The organism is Streptomyces chartreusis (genome assembly GCF_008704715.1).
Lineage (GTDB): Bacteria > Actinomycetota > Actinomycetes > Streptomycetales > Streptomycetaceae > Streptomyces > Streptomyces chartreusis.
On record NZ_CP023689.1, the window covers coordinates 367392 to 388525 of the forward strand.

The window sequence follows — 21134 nt, forward strand, 5'->3', positions numbered from 1 at the left end:
CTCCTCACAGACAAGCGCGGGTCGGGCGGGTGACTACGGGTGCTCGTCGGCGAACTCGGCTTCGAGCTCGTCCACTTCGTCCTGGTCGAGGCGGAGGAGAGGGAAGTCGGACGCGGTGTGACCGCCGGCCGACGGGTCCTCGGTGTGCGCGGCCAGGCCGTCCAGCAGCCGTAGCCAGATCCGGCCGAGCTCTTGGACCGAGGCGGCGTCGAGCGGGCCGGAGGGGTGGCTCAACAGGAGGGTGAGTTCGGGGCCTTCGGCGCTGTCGCGGATCACCGCTCCCGCGCCGAGGGCGTGCTTGACGGGCATGTCCGGGTCGTTCGAGCCGCCGAGGGCGGTGAGCCCTGCGGGCTGCCATGCGGCCGCTTCGGTGGCGGGGGCGGGGAATCGGCCGAGATAGTTGAAGCCCACCTGGGGGGTGGGGAGTTGAGCCAGGACCGATGCAGTGTCGGGGTTGAGGTGACGCAGCAACCCGTAGCCGAGGCCGTCACCGGGGATCGCCCGGGACTGCTCCTTCACCGTCTTCAGCAGTGCGCCCGCCGCCGCTCCCCCGGCCGACGCGTCCGCCACGTCGACGCCGGTCAGGTCGATCCGTACCGGGTGGACGCTGGTGAACCAGCCGACCGTTCGGGACAGTTCCGCGCCGGACACCGCCGTACGGCCGTGGCCTTCGACATCCACCAGAACGTCATGGTCTGTACCGGTGCGCCACTCTACGACGGCTGCGGCGAGCGTGGCGAGGAGGACTTCGTGGACACCGCAGTGGAAGACGCCGGGGGTGCGTCCGACGATCACTCGTGCCTGTGGTGCGGCCACGGTCCAGGCATGGCGTTCGAGGGTGCCGGCGGTGTCGCGGGCCGGGTCGAGCGCCCTGCCGCCGATCGGCGCGTCGCCACCGGCGAGCATCGCCCGCCAGCCCTCCAGCTCGGCGACCCGTTCCTCGCGCCGGGCCTCGGACTCCAGCAGCGCGGCCCAGCGCCGGAACGACGTTCCCACCGCGCTCGGTTCGACCGTCTTGCCCATCGCGCCCGGTTCGGCCGCCGTGCCCCGCCCGCGCGGTTCAACCGCCCTGCCCTGCCCGCCCGGTTCGGCCGCCCGTCCCCGCGCGGCCGCCTCGCACGCTGCCCGCAGGTCCGGCAGCAGGATCCGCCACGACACCCCGTCGACGACGAGATGGTGCGCGACGAGGACCAGCCGCCCCACGCAACCGGGACCGGCGTCCACCCAGACCAGCCGCACCAACACTCCGGCCGCCGGGTCGAGCCGCCCCGCAGCCGCCCGGGCGGCCCGCTCGACGGCCCCGTCCAGCTCACCGGGGTCGGTCACCCGGAGCACGGAGACCAGCGAGGACGGATCGACGCCGCCCCGTTCCTCCACCACGAGCCTCGGCCCTTCCACGACCCGGGCACGCAGCATGTCGTGCGTGTCGAGCAGTACGCCGAGCCCTGCGGTGAGCGTCTCCACGTCCAGCACCGGCGGGGCACCGACCACCATCCACTGGGCGAACCCGGGACGGGCGGCGGTGGGTCCGGAGGCCGCGAGGGCGGGCGTCGGCGGAACGGGGCCCGTGGCGATGTCCCGGGCTGCCTCGCCGTCCGCCTCCAGCTGCGCCACTGCGGCGATTCCTGCGGGAGTCTCGTGCTCGAACACGTCCTGCGCGCTGAACACCACACCCCGGCGCGTGCCACGCGCGGCGAGCTGCATCGACATGATGGAGTCGCCGCCCAGTTCGAAGAAGCTGTCGGCGGCCCCGACCCGCTCCCGGCCCAGCACCTCGGCGAACAGTTCGCACAGGAGCTCCTCGGCGGCGGTGCGCGGCTCCCGGCTCGCGGAGGCTGCGAACTCCGGTGCGGGCAGCGCCTTTAGGTCGACCTTGCCGTTTACGGTCAGGGGCAGGGCGTCGAGCACGACGAGGGCGGCCGGGACCATGTACTCCGGCAGCTTGTCGGCCAGCGAAGCGCGTACGGCCTCGGTGTCCGGCTCCCCGCCGCTAGGTACGAGGTATCCGACGAGCCGTTTCTCGCCGGGCCGGTCCTCCCGGGCGATCACGACGGCCTGGGCGACCGCGGGTTGCGCGGCCAACGCGGCTTCGACCTCGCCGAGTTCGACCCGGAAGCCACGGATCTTCACCTGCGCGTCCGCACGGCCCACGAAGACCAGCTCGACGCCAGTGGTCCAGCGCACCAGGTCGCCGGTCCGGTACATCCGCTCCCCGTCCGCGAACGGGCTCGCCACGAACCGCTCGGCCGACAGCCCGGCCCGTCCCAGATAGCCTCGGGCGAGCCCGGCGCCGGCGATGTACAGCTCACCCGTCACGCCGGGTGGCACCGGCTGGAGGAAGGGATCGAGGACGTACACCTGACGGTTGTTGAGCGGCCGTCCGAGCGGCAGCACGTCCCCCTGCTCCTCGCCGGGTTCGAACAGATGCCAGGTCGCGCACAAGGAGACCTCGGTGGGTCCGTAGAGATGCCGGACGCGCACATCGGGGCAGGCCGCGCGGACCCGCTCCACCGCCTCCAGGGGTACGACGTCACCACCGGTGAGGACCTCGTGGACGCCGTCGAAGCAGTCGGGCGCCTCTTCGGCCAGCACCCGGAACAGTCCAGCGGTGACGTGCACATGCGTCACCCCGTCGGCGATGTGCCGCCGAACGGCCGCATCGTCCACGGCCATGGAGCGCTCGGCGACGACGATCCGACCGCCGCTCGCCAGCGGCACCCACACCTCGAACAACGAGATGTCGAAGGCGTGCGGGGCATGGAACAGCACCGCGTCACCGGGGCCGACGCCCCAGCCCGGCTCCCCCACCAGCGCCGCCACGCTCGCGTGCGGCACGGCGACGCCCTTCGGCGTCCCCGTCGAACCGGACGTGTACATCACGTACGCGATGTCGCCCCCGGCCGTCTCCACCGCCTCGGGCTCGCCTTCGGCGGTGAAGGCCGAGGGGTCGTCGATCGTCAGGACGGGCGCGGAGTCCTCCACCATGAACGCGACGCGCTCCGCGGGATAGGCACTGTCCACCGGGACGTAGGCCGCCCCCGCCTTCCACACCCCCAGCAGTGCCCCGATCAGGTCGATCGACCGCTCCAGCCGGACCGCGACACGGTCGCCCCGGCCCACCCCACGGCCCTGCAAGTAGACCGCCACCCGGTTGGAGTCCGCGTCCAGCTCTCCGTACGACACCTGCCGCTCACCGTCGACGACAGCCACCGCCTCCGGCGCCTGCGCCACCCGTGCGCGGAACATCTCCAGTACCGAGGAGCCCGAGGGGACGTCACCGGCGGTGGCGTTCCAGCCCTCCACCACCAGCCCGCGCTCCAGGCGTCCCACCAGTCCGACGCGGCCCACCAGCACGGACGGATCGGAGACCAGCTGCTCCAGCACCCACTCCAGCCGGCCCAGCAGGTCCTGGGCCACGTCGGCGTCGATCGCGTCGGGCCGGTAGGTCACGTGGAGCCGCATGGGGCTGCCCGGCATCACGCCGAGGGTCAGCGCGTAGTGGGTGGCCTGCCGGCCCTCCAGGTGGGTGAAGGCGAGCGCTCCGGGCGCGGGCGCCTCGTCGGGCGGCAGCGGGTAGTTCTCGAACATCAGCATGGCGTCGAACACGGCGCCCGGCCCGCCCACCCGTTGGATCTCGGGCAGGCTGAGGTGCTGGTGGGGCAGGAGCGCGGACTGGCGGGCCTGCAGCTCGGTCAGCAGGCGCAGCAGGGGCCGGTCGGCGTCGAGGCGGACCCGTACCGGCACGCTGTTGATGAACAGGCCCACCATCGACTCGACGCCGGGGAGTTCGGCGGGACGGCCGGCGACGGTCGCGCCGAAGACGACGTCCGTGCGGCCGGTCAGCCGGGCGAGGAGCATCGCCCAGGCGCCCTGCATCACGGTGTTGACGGTCAGGCCGTGGCGGCGGGACAGGGTGGTGAGGGCGTCGGAGAGTTCGTCGGAGAGGGTCAGCCCATGCCTCTCGGGCAGCACCGATGAGTGGTCCGGGCCGGCCGGAGCGACGAGGGTGGGGCCGTCGGCGTCGGCCAGCTCCTCGCGCCACGCATGGCTCGCACTGTCCTTGTCCTGTCGGGACAGCCAGGCGAGGTGGTCGCGGAAGGTGGGTGCCGGGCCGAGTCCCGAGGCATCACCGTCGGCCGCGTAGATCTCGGCGAGTTCGGTGAGCATGACCGGCATCGACCAGCCGTCCAGCAGGATGTGATGGGAGGTCATCACGGTCCAGTGCCGCTCGGGGGACAGCCGGACGAGCAGCAGCCGCAGCAGGGGCGCCTTGGCGAGGTCGAACCGCTCCGCCCGCTCCTCGGCGGCCAGCCGCCGCACCTCGGCGAGCGCTTCCTCCTCGGTCAGGTCCGTGTCCGACAGATCGGCCTCGCGCCAGCGCAGGGCGACCTCGCGCGGTATGAGCTGTACGGTCCGGCCCGACTTGCGGCGGTGGAAGCTGGCGCGCAGGGCGGAGTGCCGGTTCAACAGGGCCCGCCAGGAGGCGCGTAGCCGGCCTGAGTCGATGGGTCCGCTCAGCAGGTCGGTGCGCTGGATCGTGTAGAGGTCGGGCCCCTGCCCGCCGTACTCGGCGTGGAAGAGCAAACCTTCCTGCAACGGAGAGAGGGGCCACACCTCGGCGAGCGCCGAGCCGTGGACCGGGGTTGTGGACGTCACCGGGACAGGCCTCCTTCGAGGTCCGCTGCGATCGCTTCGAGCTGCTCGACCTCGTCCTGGTCCAGGTCCAGCAGGGGGAAGTCGGACGGTGTGTGGCCGCCGACCGCCGGGCTCTCCGAGTGGGCCGCCAGCCCCCGCAGCAGCGCCAGCCAGATACGGCCGAGGGAGTCCGCGGCATCGTCGGCCAGCACCCGCGCCGGGCGGCTGAGGGTGAGGGTCAGTTCGGGGCCGTGGCGGGTGTCGCGGACGACGGCACCGGCCTCCAGGGCGTGCGGCAGGGGCATGCGCGGATCGTCGGAGCTGTACAGGGCCCGCGGAGTCGCCGGCTCCCACGGCACGCTCGCGCCCGCGCGGACGGATCCGCCGGCCCGGGCGTCGAACCGGCCCAGGTAGTTGAATCCGACCTGGGGTAGGGGCAGTTCGGCCAGGACCGGCGCGGTCTCGGCATTGAGGTACCGCAACAGCCCGTACCCCAGCCCGTCACCGGGCACGGCACGGATCTGCTCCTTGACGGACTTCAGCAGCAGCCCCGCGGCCCTCTCGCCGTCCATCACCCCGAAGAGGTCCACGCCACTGACGTCGAGCCGTACGGGGTGGGCGCTGGTGAACCAGCCGACGGTACGGGAGAGATCGGCACCGTCCAACGGCGTACGGCCGTGGCCTTCGACGTTCACCAGGACCGGCGCGTAGGGGTCGTCACGCCAGTGGGCGACGGCTCCCGCCAGCGTGGCGAGCAGGATGTCGTGGACACCGCAGTGGAACTGGGCCGCCGTCCGGCCGACGAGGGTGGCGGTGTCGTTGTTCCGCAGGGTCCAGGACGTGTGGCGTACGGTCGCCGCCGTGTCCCGGGCCGGGTCGAGGGTCGGTATGCCGGGCAGCGGAGTGGCGTCCCTCAACAGAGCTGCCCAGGAGGGCAGTTCGGCGACACGGTGATCGCTGTGCGCCTCCGCGGCCAGCAGATGCGTCCAGCGCCTGTACGAGGTGGGGACCGGGGCGGGACGCGGGGAGTGACCGGCGATCGCGGCCTCGTACGCCTCCCTCAGGTCGGGCAGGAGGATCCGCCACGACACCCCGTCGACGGCGAGGTGGTGCACGGCGAGGACCAGCCGCCCGGCCCGCTCGGGTCCCGCGTCCAGCCATACGGCCCTGATCATCGCCCCGGTCGACGGGTCGAGCCGGGCCACGGCCTCGCGGGCGGCCGCCTCGGTGGCGTCGGCGAGTTCGCCCGGGGTACCGGTCGCGTCCACGCGGGCAAGGAGACCTGCGGTGTCCACGGAGTCCGTGCCGCCGGCGATCAGTCGTGGCCCGGCGTCGTCTTCCGTCACCCGGGCGCGGAGCATGGCGTGGGTCTCGACGAGGGCCGTGAGAACGGTGTCGAGGGCGTCCTTACGGAGCCCGGGTGGCGTGGCGAGGATCGTCCACTGCGCGAAGGCGCCGCCCGTGACCCGCTCGCCCAGGAAGTGGGCGGCGGGCGTCCAGGGCACCTCGCCCGCACCGTCGTCGGCGTCGGATCCGCGATCAGTGGTGCCGACGGGCTCGGCGACGAGGGCGAGCCGCTCGGGGGTCTTCTCGTCGAAGATCTGCCGGGGCGTGACGACCAGTCCGGCCTGCCGGGCCCGGGTGACGAGTTGCAGCGAGGTGATGGAGTCGCCGCCGAGCACGAAGAAGCTGTCGTCGGCGCCGACACGGTCGAGTCCGAGCGTCTCGGCGACGGCGGTGCAGAAGACCTCCTCGGCGGGGGTCCTCGGTGCCCGGCCGACGGCTTCGGAGGCGAAGTCGGGCTGCGGCAGGGCCTCGCGGTCCAGCTTGCCGTTCGGGGTCAGGGGCAGCTCGTCGAGGACCACCACGGCGGCCGGGACCATGTAGTCGGGGAGCGTGCGGGAGGCGTGGGCGCGTACGGCCGAGGGGTCGGGATCGCGCCCGTCGGCAGGCACGACGTAACCGATGAGCCGGGCGTCGTGGATCGCCGCGACCGCCTGCTCGACGTCGGCGTGGTCGGCGAGCGCGGCCTCTACCTCGCCCGGCTCGATCCGGTGCCCGCGCAGCTTGACCTGCTCGTCGGCCCGTCCGAGGAACACCAACTCGCCGCCGTGGGTGTGCCGGACGAGGTCGCCGGTGCGGTACATCCGCCCGCCGCCGGTGCGCGGGTCGGCGACGAACCGGTGGGCGGTGAGCGCCGGCCTACGGAGGTAGCCGCGGGCCAGGCCGGTGCCGGTCACGTACAGCTCGCCCGTCACACCCGGCGGCACCGGCCGCAGGAAGCCGTCCAGGACGTGGACGCCGGCGCGCGCGATCGGGCGGCCGATCGTCAGCGGGCCCGCGTCGTCCAGCGGGGCGGTGACGGTGGAGACGACGGTCGCCTCGGTGACGCCGTACTCGTTGTGAAGGTCGCAGCGGGCCGCCCAACGCCGTCGGGTGTCCGCCGGGAGGGCGTCGCCGCCGCTCACCAGCACGCGCAGCGCGGGCAGTTCTCGGTCCGGGAGGTGGGTGAGCTGGACGGCGGGCATCACGGCGTGGGTGATGCGGTGGTCGGCCAGCAGGTCGCCGAGCTCGTCGCCGGTGGTGTGCCCGCCCGGCGGGGCGAGCACCAGACGGCCCCCCGCGCACAGCGTCGGCCAGATGTCCGCCATCGACACGTCGAAGCTCGGCGATACCAGCTGCACGAGTCGGGTGTCCGTGCCGATGCCGTACCGCTCGATCCGATCGGCGACCAGGTTCCGCAGCCCGCCCCAGGTGACGGCGGCGCCCTTGGGCGTGCCGGTGGAACCGGAGGTGTGGATGACGTACGCGATGTGGTCGGCGTCGGGTGGAGTGAGCGTCCGGTCGTCGTCGAAGTCGCCCTCCGGTCGGTCTTCGTCAAGGGTGAGCACCTGGCCCGTGAACCCCTCCGGCACCATAGGCCGGGTCCGGGTCGTGCAGAGCACCGCAGCGGGTGCGGCGTCGGCGAGCACAAAGGCGATGCGGTCGGCGGGGTGGTCGGGGTCGACGGGAACGTACGCGCCGCCCGCGAGCGCGATGCCGAGCAGGGCGGTGATCAGCTCCACCGAGCGGGGCGCCAGGACGGCCACGCGGGTGTCGGGGCCGATGCCGCGTACGGCGAGGTGGTGGGCGAGGCGCTCGGCGTCACGGGCCAGTTCGGCGTACGTCAGCTCGCGCTCGGCCGCGATGAGGGCGGTGGCCGTGGGAGTTCGTGCAGCCTGGTCGGTGAAGCGGTGGGGTGGGAGCGGGGAGGTGTCCGGGTGTGCTTCAGGGGCGTCCGGCAGCGGGGTGGGATCGGCGGCGACGCCGGGCACGGCCATCCGTCCCACCGGCATCGACGGATCCGTGATCACCTGCTCCAGCACACGCGTCAGGGCGTGCACCAGGCCCTCGGCGTCCGTTTCCGAGAACACGGCGAGGCGATGGGCGAGGCGGACCTGGAGGTGGTCGGCGAGGACGATCCCCAGCGTCAGCGGGTAGTGGGTGCCCTCCACGGTCGAGACATGGTCCGTCCGAAGGCCGTCGTGGGATTCGGCGGAGCCGACCGCCCGAGGGTAGTTCTCGAAGACCAGAACCGAGTCGAAGGCGGACCGGGACCCGGTGAGCTTCTGCAGTTCCGAGAGCCCCACGTGATGGGAGCCGATCAGGGCGGACTGGCGGCCTTGCAGCGCGGTCAGCATGTCCAGCATCCGCTGCTCGCCGTCGAGCGGTACCCGGACGGGCACGGTGTTCATGAACACCCCGACCATGCCCTCGACGCCCGGCAGTTCGGTGGGCCGGGCCGCGACGGGCGCGCCGAACACGATGTCGGTGCTGCCCGTGAGCCGCGAGAGCACCAACGCCCAAGCGCCCTGGAGCAGCGTGTTGACCGTCAGCCCACCGGCTCGGGCGAAGGCGACCAGCCGGGCGGTGAAGTCCCGCGGGAACTCGCGGGTCAGGAATCCGGCGTCGGCCGAGTCCTGCGCCCGTTCCTGGGGATCGACGAGGGTGGGTTCGTCGACGCCGGCCAGCTCGGCCCGCCACGCCGTGAGCGCGGCCTCCTTGTCCTGCCGCGCCAGCCAGGCCAGATGGTCCCTGAAGGACGGTGCCGGCCCGAGCGCGGAGTCGTCGCCGCCGGAGGCGTACAGCGCGGCGACCTCGTTCAGGACGACGGACATGGACCAGCCGTCGAAGAGGATGTGGTGCGTGACGACTATGAGCCGGTGACGCTCGTCGGACATCCGGACGAGGACGAGTCGCAGCAGCGGGGGGCGGGCCGGGTCGAAGCGTTCCGTCTGCTCCCGCGCGGCCGTCTCGGCGAGCCGTGCCGCCGTCTCCTCCGCGCCGAGCCCGGAGAGATCGACCTCCCGCCACGGGATCGCAGCGTCCGCCACGACACCTTGGACCAGCCGTCCCGACGCAAGCCGGTGGAAGCCGGCCCGCAGGGTCGCGTGCCGTGCCGCCACACCGTTCCAGGCCGCCCGCAGTCGGGCGGCATCGAGCCGCCCGCTCAGTTCAAGCGTCCACTGGCCCTCGTAGACATCGGGGCCCTGCTCGTCGTACGCGGCGTGGAAGAGCAGCCCTTCCTGTAGCGGTGTGAGCGGCCAGATCTCGGCGAGGCCGGGAACCAGGGCCTCCAGCTCGGCGGACTCGTCCGCGCTGAGGTCGAGCAGCGGGGCATCGGCCTGCGGTGCCTTCGTGTCAGGGGTGACTTCGAGCTGTGCCACGGTGGCGATGGCGGCTGGCGTTTCGTGCTCGAAGACGTCCTGGGCGCTGAAGGCGATGCCCTTGCGGTTGCCTCGTGCGGCGAGCTGCATCGACATGATGGAGTCGCCACCCAGCTCGAAGAAGCTGTCCGCCACTCCGACGTGTTCGCGGCCCAGGACGTCCGCGAACAGCTCGCAGAGGAGGGTCTCGGCCGGCGTACGGGGTTCACGGCCGGTGGTGGCGGCGAACTCCGGCGCGGGCAGGGCCTTGTGGTCGACCTTGCCGTTGACGGTCAGGGGCAGGGCGTCGAGTACGACGAGGGCGGCCGGGACCATGTAGTCGGGCAGGGTCTGTGCGAGACGCGCGCGTACCTGGCCCTCGTCGAGGTGATCGCCATCGGGGACGAGGTATCCGACGAGCCGTTTCTCGCCGGGCCGGTCCTCACGGGCGACCACGACGGCCTGGGCGACAGCAGACTGCGCCGCCAACGCGGCTTCCACCTCGCCGAGTTCGACGCGGAAGCCACGGATCTTCACCTGCGCGTCCGCGCGGCCGGCGAAGACGAGCTCGCCGTCTTCCGTCCAGCGAGCGAGATCACCGGTCCGGTACATCCGCGCCCCGTCCGCGAACGGGCAGGCCACGAACCGCTCGGCCGACAGCCCCGCCCGCTCCAAGTACCCACGGGCGAGTCCCGCCCCGGCGATGTACAACTCACCCGTCACGCCGGGGGCGACGCGCCGGAGCGAATCGTCGAGTACGTGGACGTGACGGTTGGCGAGCGGGTGGCCGATCGGCAGTACCCGAGCGGTGTCGTCGCCCGGCTCGACGAGGTGCCAAGTGGCGCACAGAGTCGATTCCGTGGGGCCGTACAGGTGCCGGACGCGTACATCAGAGCAGGCGGCGCGGACCCGCTCCACCGCCTCCAGGGGTACGACATCGCCGCCGGTCAGGACCTCGCGGGCGCCGGTGAAGCAGTCGGGCTCCTCCTCCGCCAGCACCCTGAACAGCCCGGCGGTGACGTGCACATGGGTCACACCGGCAGTGATATGCCGCCGTACCGCCGCGGCGTCCACCGCCACACCCGGCTCGGCGATGACCACCCGGGCCCCGCTCACCAGCGGCACCCACACCTCGAACAACGAGATGTCGAAGGCATGCGGGGCATGGAAGAGAACCGCGTCGCCGGGACCGACACCCCAACCGGGATCCCCCACCAGCGCCGCCACACTCCCGTGCGGCACGGCAACACCCTTCGGCGTCCCCGTCGAACCGGACGTGTACATCACATACGCGAGATCATCGCCGTCCAACGCAACTGACGGCGCACCGCCCGCGCCCTCGACGACCTCGTCGATCGTCACTGCAGGTGCGGAATCCTCCAGCACGAACGCGACACGCTCCGCCGGATAGGCACCGTCCACCGGGACATAAGCCGCCCCCGCCTTCCACACGCCCAGCAGCACGCCGATCAGGTCGGCGGAACGTTCCAGCCGTACGGCCACCCGGTCACCCCGGCCGACCTCACGGTCTCGCAGATACGCTGCCACCCGGTCAGACGCCGCGTCCAACTCCCCGTACGACACCTGCCGCCCGCCCTCGACGACAGCCACCGCATCCGGTGCCTCAACCACCCGTGCGCGGAACAACTCCAGCACCGAGACGGGCGCTGCCACCGATGTGCCGTTCATGTCTCCCCCTTCGACGGACGACCGCTCCGCGGGCTGCTGGTGTTGATCAGGGGGAGCCGTCGCCCCGTACCCGTGGGCCCCGCATACCGGGGCCGCCGCCCATGCCAGGGCCGCCCATTCCGCCGCCGGGCATGCCGCCTCCCACGCCGCCGCCGGGGCCCATTCCGCCGCCCATGGCACCGCCGCGCGTCCGGACCCTCGGGCCGGTCGAGCCCTGGGGCGGGGCCGGCTCGCGGTGGCCGTTGCCGCGGGGCGGGGGCAGCGTTTCGGACTTGCTGAACTGGGTGTTGTGGAGGTGGGTGTAGAGGCCTCCGGCGGCGAGGAGTTCGTCGTGGGTGCCCTTTTCGCGGACTCGGCCGTCGTCGATCACGAGGATCTGGTCGGCCTCGCGGACGGTGGAGAGCCGGTGGGCGATCACCAAGGAGGTTCGGTTGCTCAGGGCCGTCTTGAGGGCGCGTTGGACGGCGGCCTCCGACTCGGAATCCAGGTGGGCGGTGGCCTCGTCCAGCACGACGATCGCCGGTGCCTTCAACAGGAGCCGGGCGACGGCCAGTCGCTGCTTCTCGCCGCCGGAGAGCCGGAAGCCGCGGTCTCCGACGACCGTGTCGAGTCCGTCGGGCAGGGAGCGGATCAGGTCGAGGATGCGGGCCTGCTCGCAGGCCTCGATCAGCTCCTCCTCGGTGGCCTCGGGGCGGGCGTACGCGAGGTTCGCACGGATGGTGTCGTGGAAGAGGTACGCGTCCTGGGCGACGACTCCGACGGTGGCGCGCAGGGAGTCGAAGGTGAGGTCGCGTACGTCCGTGCCGTCGATGCGGACGGCTCCCGAGGTCACGTCGTACAGCCGTGACACCAGGTGGGTGATGGTGGTCTTGCCGGCGCCGGAGGGGCCGACGAGCGCGGTGAGCGTGCCGGGGGCGACGCTGAAGTCCAATCCGTGCAGGACCTCCGGCACGGGCTTGCTGCGCTGGTCACCGGAGGCCGAGTGGGTTTCCAGGGAGGCCAGTGAGACCTCCTCGGGGCGGGGGTAGGCGAAGGACACCTGGTCGAAGCGGATCTCGGGGGCCGAGGCGCTGCTGGGTGGGGGAAGCGCGACGGCGTCCGGGTGTTCCTCGATGAGCGGTTTGATGTCGAGCAGTTCGAAGATCCGGTCGAAACTGATCAGCACCGTGACGGCGTTGGCCTGCATGCTGGAGAGCTGGGTGATGGGGCCGAACAGCCGGCCCAGCAGGGTGGCCAGGGCCACCAGGGTGCCGAGTCCGATGACGCCGTCGAGTACTAGTCCGCCGCCGACGCCGTACACCAGGGCGGTGGTGAGCGCGGTGAGCAGGGCCATGAGGATGAAGGCGAGGCGGCTGAAGATGGTGAGGCGGACGCCGACCTCTCGTACGCGCTCCGCTTCGCCTCGGTAGTCGGCCAGTTCCTCGGCCGGGCGGCCGAACAGCTTGGCCAGCATGGCGCCTTGCACATTGAAGCGCTCGTGAATCGTTCCGCTCAGGTTGGCGTGCAGTTCCATCTGCTTCCTGGAATGCGCCTGGAGTCGGCGGCCGATGTAGAGCCAGGGAAAGAAGAACAGCGGCAGCAGCACGAGCGCGATGAGGCTGACGAGCCAGGAGAGATAGAACATCTCGGCAAGCACCAGTACGACGGTGACGGCGCCGGTCGCCGACAGCAGCAGGGTGGTGAGGGCCTGCTGGGCCATGACCACGTCGGTGCTGAGCCGGCTGGAGAGGGCGCCGGTCTGGGTGCGGGTGAAGAACGCGAGGGGCATGCGCTGCACATGGCGGAACGCCTGGACCCGCAGGTCGTAGCTGACTCCCTGGCCGATACGGCCGGACAGGGCGCTCTGCGCGAGTTGGGTGACGGAGCCGGCGAGGGCGAGCGCGGCGACGAGCAGCGCCAGGACGACGACGAGCCGGGCGTCGTCCTTCATGATCCCGCTGTCGACGATCTCCTTGAGAAGGAGGGGAGTCGTGACGATGACGAGGGAGTCGACGAGGGTCACGAGAATGAGGGCGATCGCGATTTTCCGATGGGGCCTGACAAAGGCGAGCACCCGCCGCGATGTTCCCGGCCTGATCTTGGAGGGCTCCGAATCGTCGCCGCCCTTCATCATCACCCCACCGGGGGTCTGAGTGACCAGCATGTCGACGGGGACCTCCTGCTGTAGGGATTCGGGGATGCAGCGGCCGTGAATGTGCGGAGTGACTCTCGAACGCATTCCGGTCTCGCGATCCGGGAGGCGACGATACCTGTCTGAATTCCGGCCAACCACGCGCTGCGGATGGGCATTTGTGCGTGCTGAACGACGGACAGGGAATCGTGAACATGACAGAAATCCGGGAGTGCTGCGCGCGTAGAAGTACCCCGTGTGAATCGCGTGCGCCCGGCCCGCGGAAATACGCGGGACGGGCGGGCGGCATGCCGTTCCGCCGGGCGGCTTCGGTAATGCCGCCCGGCCGGAAGGCTTCCGTTTCCGCGAGAAGGGTCGGTGGCGCCGGTGTCCAACCGTGCGAATCACACAGTTGGACAGGCGGGTGAAGTTACACGGCCGGTTCGGCCGGTGAAGTCACACGGTCGGGCAGGCCGATGAATCGGCCCGAGAAGGCGGTGAATCATCGCCCTGGGCAACGTTCTTCTCGACTCGGGCCGCGACCTCTTCCCAGATATGCGCGCACTCACGCGCCAGATGCGCGACGGTGCCGCTCCAGTACGGCGGGACCGTGTCGACTATTCCCTCCCACTCGGCCGGCGGGAGCATGTGAACGCTGAGCAGCCGCAGCAATTGACGCCCTGTCTCATTGAGACGGAGAGCGGGGTCCGCCTTGAGCCGGTTCACCGCCGAGAGCCCTTCGGTGAAGGCGGGCCCGGCAACCGCGTCATGCCGGTCCTCGCCGTGGCCCGGCTGCGGCACGACCTTCAGGATCTCCTCACGCGGGCGCGGCCGGACGCCCCGTGGCCTCGGGGGGAGCAGCGGCTCCTCCCCTCGACTGAGGCGGTTGCGCACGTCCCGCGCGGTCTCCGGGGAGATGCCGGCGGCCCGGGCGATCTGACGCAGCGAGAGATTCGGGTTCTCGCTGATCAACTGCCCCGCCCGACGGCGCCCCTCGGCGATGTCGACGGGCCGGACCCGGCCGTCCCGTCCGATCCTCGCGAAGTCCTCCGCCGGGTCACCGACCGGCGCCGACCGGCGTACGTCGGCGACCGTGGCCGGGGCGATGCCCGTCACGGAGGCGATCTTCCGGTCCGACCACTGCGGGTGCGTCGCGATGATCCGCACGGCGGCCCGCTTGCGGTCCGGGAGCGACAGCGGCAGCCCGTGCCGCACGTTCGACTCGACGGCGAGCACGAAGGCGTCCGCCTCGGTGCCGTCGTAAAAGGTCACCGCGATGGTGCTGTGACCGCGCAGTTGGGCGGCACGCAGTCGGTGCAGCCCGTCGATCACCCGCATCGAGTCGCGGTGGACGATTATGGGCGGCAATGGAATATCCAATTCCGCGAGTGCCGCCACATGGTCCGGGTTCTCTCCCCCGTTTCTCGGTGAACCTTCCGCCGATAACGCTCGAATGTCAACGTCGACGATCCTGTCATCGGTACTCCCCCGTCGCACCCACATCTCCGTTCGCTCGATCAACGCCTTCCCCACGCGTCGCAACCTCGTGCGACGCATGCCGGCACGCTGATTCGGCCACCACGAGTCGGTCCGTCGCTGCTCGTCACAATTGGCCTGGCGACGTTCGCCGACATCACGCGCTCGTATCGTGGTGATCGGGTCCTCGGTGCCGGCGCTGTACGGCCGCGTCACCACTGCATGGAGGCAGTCAGGTCCCGATTCACTTCGGTTCGTAGACCTGTGGAGTCCGCTCACGCGAGGAGCCGAACTATGACGCGCTCGCTTTTCGAACGAGACTCCAGGCGAACAAGAGTCCTTTTCCCTGGCGCGTTCACTCTAACAGCAGCGCACAGTCCAGAAGCCGGACCTGAGCACGCCTTCCAGCACTTGAGACGGCTCACCAATTCCGCCGATCAGGCGGATGCGGGGCGACGCGCAGCCGGAATGGCGCATTCTCCTATACCTTCCGGCTTTCGCTCGCCCATTCAACCACCGCCCGACCGCTCGGTCGGTCAAGTGCGGAACTCGACACCATAAAGACGACGGCCGTCGCAGTGGGTCTCCGAAGACCCCGGAAGCGGATTTACTCCCCCTCCCGCGGGGCCGCCGATTCCGAACGCGCAACCCGGCAGCCGATCAAATCCGTTTCGGCCCGGGATCCGGGCAGTCCTGACTTCACCGCCGGCGCCCGATGCTCTCACCGCGGGGGTTTCAGCGAAGTAACAGCCGTTCGGCCTGCGCCGTCGCGGCCGCGTCGCACATGGCGGGTTGCAGCGAGGTAACGGCAGTCGTTCCGGCGCGGTAACCATGGACGCGCTCTACTGAGCACGGATCGCGATGACCCCCCACTCCGACCCGGGAGGCTCCATGGGCAACACAACCAGTCTCTGCGCCACATGCGGCGTCGAGTTCGTCCCGACAGCCCGTCGCCGGGGCCGCCCCGACTCACGCTTCTGCACCGCCGCCTGCCGGACGCTGTGGGAGCGGGCCCACAGCACGCGCACCGCCTCCCGGCCGTCCACCGCCGAGCCAGGGCCTGCCGAGCCGGTCGAGACGGTCGAAAGCGACGCAGACCTCCCCGCGCCGCTGCCGCCACTCGGTACCGAGGCCGCGTGCCCCCACTGCGGCCACCAGGTCACGATCGTCAACTTCGTGCTGCCGAGCCTGGATTCGGCCGGGGACGTGGACGCACCGGACGACGACGGTGACGTGCGGAACCACTACTCCACGGGGTGAGCGGCGCGGTTACCCCAGCCCGGCCCTCCTGATGCCCTCAGCTGTCCGCACATGCCTCATCGGGTCGGCGCTCACACGGTTTTGACGATGGTGCCCGCGCCTTCGAGCGCGGCCACCTCTTCGGCGGGGGCGCCGGCGTCGGTGACGAGGGTGTGCAGGAGCGCGGCGGGGCCGACGTAGGCGTAGGCGGTGCGGCCGAGTTTGCCGCCGTCGGTGCCGACGACGGTACGGCGGGCGGAGGCGATGCCCGCCTTCTTCACCGCGGCGTCGTCGAGGTCGTAGGCGGTGAGGCCGTCGGCCGCGCTCAGTCCGCAGCAGCCGATGACGGCGGTGTCGAAGCGCAGGGCGGCCAGGGAGGCGAGCGTGAGGGGGCCGGTGAGGGCACCCTCGGCGGCGCGGGGCTGCCCCCCGGGCACCACCAGCGTGGCCGGGCCGGGTGACTCGCCGAACACGTGGATGGCCTGGAGGGACAGGGGCATCACGGTGACGGGCCGCTCGCGCAGGAGGCGGGCGACCTCCAGGCAGGTGGTTCCGCTGTCCAGCAGGACGCTCTCGCCGTCGGCGATGAGTGCCGAGATCTCGGTCGCGATCCGGCGCTTGGCGTCGACCGCCTCATGGGCGCGCAGCGCGAAAGGCGGTTCCTCACCCCGGAGCAGCAGACTGCGGGCCCCGCCGCGGACGCGTTCGAGAACGCCCTGGGCGGCCAGGGTGTCAAGGTCGCGCCGGATGGTCATCTCCGAGGCGCCGGTCAGCTCCGCGAGCTCCTGGACCGTGGCGCCGCCGGAGTCCCTGACGGCCTTCGCGATCAGTCCGTGCCGGTCTGCGTTGCTCATACCGCGATTGAACACCACCGGAAAACGAACAAGCAAGCTGTTCATTTTCCGAGCTTTCTAACACGACTTATGTTCGTTACGGTGGGCGGCATGGAACGTTCGCTTCGTGCCGCCCGTGTGGCGACCTACGTCTACTTCGTCCTGTGCGGCACCCTCATGGGCGCCTGGGTGGTGCACATCCCCGCGATCGAGGACCGCGTGGGCATCAGCCACGCCACGCTCGGCGGCCTGCTGGTGCTGCTCGGCCTCGGGGCCTTCGCCGGAATGCAGGTGGCCGGCCCCCTGACCGACCGCCTCGGCGCCCGCATCGTGGTCCCCGCCGGCGGCATCCTGTGCGGCGCGTCCCTGGCCCTGCCCGGCCTCGCACAGGAACCGTGGACGCTGGGCGGCGCGCTGCTGGTCTTCGGGTTCTGCAACGGCATCCTGGACGTGAGCATGAACGCCCACGCCGTGCACGTGGAGAAGGCGTACGGCCGGCCCGTCATGTCGGGCTTCCACGCCACGTTCTCGGTCGGCGGTGTCCTCGCCGCGCTCGTCGGGGCGGGCGCCGCGAGCGCCGGCCTGAACCCGCCCGCGAGCATGACCGCCATGGGAGCCGTGGGCATCGTGATCGCTCTGGCCTCGGCACGTGCCCTGCTGCCTGCCGCTCCCGCCGTCGAGGGCCTCGCCTCCGCCTCTGGGGAGGAGCCCGAGGCGTCACACAGCGGCAAGCGCCGCGGCACCACGGGCCGGGTCTGGCTGCTGGCCGTCCTGGCGCTGATGGTCATGCTGTGCGAGGGCGCCGCGAACGACTGGAGCGCCCTGCACCTGAAGGACGTCCTGGGTGCGCCTGCCGGCACGGCGGCCTTCGCGTACGGCACCTTCGCCGCGGCCATGACCCTCGGCCGGCTGCTCGCGGACCGCTTCGTCGCCCGGTTCGGTTCCATGGCGATCCTGCGCTACGGCGCGGCCACGGCCGCGGTCGGCATCACCATCGCGGCCCTCGGCCCGTGGGTATGGGCGGCGTTCACCGGCTGGGCACTGTTCGGCCTGGGTCTGTCGGGCTGTGTCCCACAGCTGTTCAGCGCGGCCGGGCACGCCGACCCGGCGGCCGCCGGCGCCAATGTCTCCCGCGTCGCCGGACTCGGCTACGTCGGCATGCTCGCCGGTCCCGCGGTCATCGGCTGGCTGACCCATCTCGTCGCCCTCAATGAGACCTTCCTGCTCCTGACCCTGCTGTGCGTGACCACCGCTGTGGGCGCCCGGGTCCTGCGCACCGGATCCGGCCACACCAGCGAGAGCGAAATGGCCCGCGTCGGCCAGTGACCGCTTGTGCGGCACGGGCCTGACCCCCGTGCCGCACGAGCCCCTTCCCTCGGTCCACCGGGGCCCTGAGCGGTGCGCCCGCGTGCGCCTCCATGACCGCCTGCCGGAACGATCAGCTGTCGGCTGGCACGTCCCACAGCACGTGCAGGGCGGGCGGCTTGCGGAAGACCAGGCCGTACGGGGCGGTGGGGCGATCGGGGTCGAGGCGCAGGGCGGGGAGGCGTTCGAGGAGGCGCTGAAGGGCGATGCGGGTCTCCAGGCGGGCGAGGTGCGCGGCGATGCAGTAGTGCGGGCCCTGCGCGAAGGCCAGTTGGAGGCGCGCGTTCTCGCGGCGGATGTCGAACCGGTCGGGGTCGGGGAAGAAGGCCGGGTCACGGTTGGCTCCCGCGAGGGAGACGGTGACCAGTTCACCCTGCCCGATCGTGGCGGGGCCGAGCTCCGTGTCGCGCGTGGCGTAACGGTCCACGACCGCAGCACCGGGTTCGAGGCGCAGGGATTCCTCGATCGCGCCGTCGAGGAGGTCGGCGTCGGCTCGGACGAGAGCCAGTTGGACTGGGTCTCGCAGCAGATGCAACAGCGCGTTCGTGATCATCGCCTCGACGGTCTCGATGCCGCCGAACATCAGGACTGCGGCGTTGGAGGCCACTTCGGGCTCGGTCAGCCGTCCGGCGGCGGAGCCGAGGAGCGACGAAGTACCCCGGGAGGCGATGGTGCTCGCAACGGCGGCCCGTAGTTGCGCGTACGCCGCGTCACCGTCAGCGCCCGCCGCCCGTCCCGCAGTTATGTCCGAGACCGACCGCACGATGGCGTCGTACCAGCTCAGCACCGTTTCCGCGGTGGTGCCGACCAGCCCGAGCGCCTCGGTCACGACGGCGACCGCGAGCGGTCCAGCGAAGGCACGTCGCAGATCGGCGGCGCCGGCCGGTTCCAGAGCGGTGATGCGCCGCTCGACCTCCCGCTCGATGAACGAGGCGAAACCGTCGTGCACCGCACGGGGGCGGAAGGGTGCGGCGAAGGGCTCACGGTGACGGGCGTGCCGGTCGCCCTCCAGGGACAGCATGCTCGGCCCGACGACCTGTGCGGTGGAGAACCGGGGGTCGTCGACGGTGAAGGTCGCGGCGTCCCGCATCACGTTCATCGCGAGGTCGCGACGGGTCACCAGCCAGCCGTCGAGCTCGGGCAGCCAGGACACGGGTTCATGCGCGCGCAGTTGTGCCAGCCGCGCATGCGGATCCCGGGTGAGTTCGTCGAGGGTGGTCGCGGCGCCCAGCGGGAAGGAGCGGGCCTTGCTCATCGCACACCTCGGCCATGCACTGGGAAACCGATCATGACCAAGGCTAACAATCCCGCTGATCGCCGATCCGGCAAGTCCCGCACGAGAGGGCCCGGTTACACGACGTTAACGCCCGTGACTCGGTCGTGAGACCACTCCACCCCAACATCGCAATACCTGTCGCTCGATAGGTAACCCTCGTTCGGAGGTGCGGTGATGAACCGATCTGAGCTCACCCCTGCGTCACATCCCGTCGACGGCGTCGCCACGGGCGCCGCTTCCGTCGGCTATCACCAGGAACTGCGTCGTGGGATGGGCGGCTTCGCGTCGTTCGCCGCGGGCTTCTCGTTCGTTTCGATCCTGACCACCGTCTTCCAGCTCTTCGGTCTCGGCTTCGGTCTCGGCGGGGCGGCGTTCTTCTGGACCTGGCCGCTGGTCTTCGCGGGCCAGCTGCTGGTCGCGCTCTGCTTCGCCGAACTGGCCGCGCGCTGGCCCATCTCCGGAGCGGTCTACCAGTGGTCGAGCCGGCTGGCCGGCACCACGGTCGGCTGGTTCACCGGCTGGATCATGATCATCGGGCAGATCCTCACCGTGGCGGCGGCCGCGATCGCCGCGCAGGCGGTACTGCCGGGCATCTGGTCCGGCTTCCAGTTCGTCGGCGGACCGGGCGCCGACCCATCCGTCGCCTCCCCGACCGGCGCGCAGAACGCGGTCCTTCTGGGCTGCGTGCTCCTGGTGATCACCACCATCGTGAACATCCTCGGCATCCGGCAGATGGCGGCCGCCACCAGCATCGGCGTCACGATCGAGATCGTCGGTGTCATCGCCCTGGTCCTGGTGTTGTTCTTCCTGCCCGAGCGGGGCCCGCAGGTGGTCGCCCACAACACCGGCTGGTCCGGGGAAGGCAGTTACCTCGGGGCCTTCCTCGCCTCTTCCCTGATGGCGGCTTACGTCATGGTCGGCTTCGACTCGGCCGGCGAGCTGGCGGAGGAGACGCACAGCCCACGCCGCACCACGCCCCGGACCATCCTGCGGGCGCTGATCATCTCGGGCATCGGCGGTGCGCTGCTGATCCTCTCCGGGTTGTCGGCCGCGCGCAGCCTGACCGACGGCAACCTGGCCGCCGGCGGCCTTTCCTGGGTGCTCACCGACCGGCTCGGCGACGTCCTCGGGCGGCTGCTGCTGTGCTGCGTCGCCGTCGCCGTGTTCGCCTGCACCCTCGCCGTGCAGACCTCCGGCGCACGCATGATCTACTCCATGGCCCGTGAGGGTGCCCTGCCGTTCCACCGCCACCTCGGGAAGGTCTCGACCCGCACCGGCACGCCGATCATCACCTCGATCGTGGTGGGCGTGGGCGCCGCCGTCGCGCTCCTCGTGAACATCCGCCAGTCCGCGATCTTCACCGCACTCTCCAGCCTCTGCATCGCCATGCTCTACCTGGCCTATTTGGGCGTGACCCTGCCCCTGCTGGTCGCCCGGATCCGGCACCGGGGCACCGAGCGACTCCCGGACGGCGTCGACGAGACGGGCCGGCCGCTGTTCTCACTGGGCCGCTGGGGAACCCTCGTCAACACCCTCGCCGTGCTCTTCCAGATCGGCATGGCCGTCAACCTGCTGTGGCCGCGCGCGGAGATCTACGACCTCACCGAGGGCACCTGGTGGCTGCAGTGGAGCGCACTGCTCTTCATCGGGCTCAGCCTCGCCATCGGCGCCGGCTACTTCACCGCCCGCCGGCTGCACCTCCGGATCGAGCTGAGGCACGTCCCGCACACGCACATCGAACCGCCGACCTCCGAGGCCGTCCCCGAGCCCGCCTGACGGCGTACCGGCACCCGGTCAGGCACCACCCGCCGCACACAAGACACCCA

8 protein-coding genes and 1 pseudogene are annotated in these 21134 nt (G+C 71.3%); 3 read left to right on the plus strand and 6 right to left on the minus strand.

The window, feature by feature from the left end:
* Nucleotides 1-33: 33 nt before the first annotated feature.
* The 4 genes and pseudogenes from CP983_RS01485 to CP983_RS01500 form a co-directional block, all read right to left on the minus strand.
* Nucleotides 34-4656, minus strand: coding sequence for a non-ribosomal peptide synthetase (locus CP983_RS01485; protein WP_150498201.1), 4623 nt, complete (start codon nt 4654-4656; stop codon nt 34-36).
* Nucleotides 4653-11009 (minus strand): annotated as a pseudogene (locus CP983_RS01490) (non-ribosomal peptide synthetase); the annotation flags it as partial. The pseudogene CP983_RS01490 and the gene CP983_RS01485, both read right to left, overlap by 4 nt.
* Nucleotides 11010-11055: 46 nt before the next feature.
* A complete protein-coding gene (locus CP983_RS01495) occupies nt 11056-13227 on the minus strand; it encodes an ABC transporter ATP-binding protein (protein WP_373309778.1) in 2172 nt (723 codons plus the stop codon).
* A gap of 348 nt (nt 13228-13575) precedes the next feature.
* Nucleotides 13576-14487: a ParB/RepB/Spo0J family partition protein gene (locus tag CP983_RS01500; protein ID WP_229914606.1), complete on the minus strand. Its 912-nt coding sequence runs from the start codon at nt 14485-14487 to the stop codon at nt 13576-13578.
* A gap of 999 nt (nt 14488-15486) precedes the next feature.
* Here CP983_RS01500 and CP983_RS01505 point away from each other — a divergent pair.
* A complete protein-coding gene (locus tag CP983_RS01505; protein ID WP_150498203.1) occupies nt 15487-15855 on the plus strand; it encodes a hypothetical protein in 369 nt (122 codons plus the stop codon).
* A gap of 71 nt (nt 15856-15926) precedes the next feature.
* Here the strand turns inward: CP983_RS01505 and CP983_RS01510 are convergent, their stop codons facing one another.
* Nucleotides 15927-16688 (minus strand): DeoR/GlpR family DNA-binding transcription regulator, encoded by a 762-nt coding sequence (locus CP983_RS01510; protein WP_150498204.1) that lies wholly within the window; start codon nt 16686-16688, stop codon nt 15927-15929.
* Nucleotides 16689-16778: 90 nt separating this feature from the next.
* Here CP983_RS01510 and CP983_RS01515 point away from each other — a divergent pair, with 90 nt between their 5' ends.
* Entirely contained in the window at nt 16779-17993 is a 1215-nt protein-coding gene (locus CP983_RS01515; RefSeq protein WP_229914607.1) for an MFS transporter, read from the plus strand.
* Between the two features lie 112 nt (nt 17994-18105).
* Here CP983_RS01515 and CP983_RS01520 read toward each other — a convergent pair whose 3' ends face one another.
* Nucleotides 18106-19287: a cytochrome P450 gene (locus CP983_RS01520; RefSeq protein ID WP_150498206.1), complete on the minus strand. Its 1182-nt coding sequence runs from the start codon at nt 19285-19287 to the stop codon at nt 18106-18108.
* A 195-nt stretch (nt 19288-19482) separates the two neighbouring features.
* On the opposite strand from CP983_RS01520, the gene CP983_RS01525 reads away from it, so the two are divergent.
* A complete protein-coding gene (locus CP983_RS01525; RefSeq protein WP_150498207.1) occupies nt 19483-21084 on the plus strand; it encodes an amino acid permease in 1602 nt (533 codons plus the stop codon).
* Nucleotides 21085-21134: the final 50 nt, after the last annotated feature.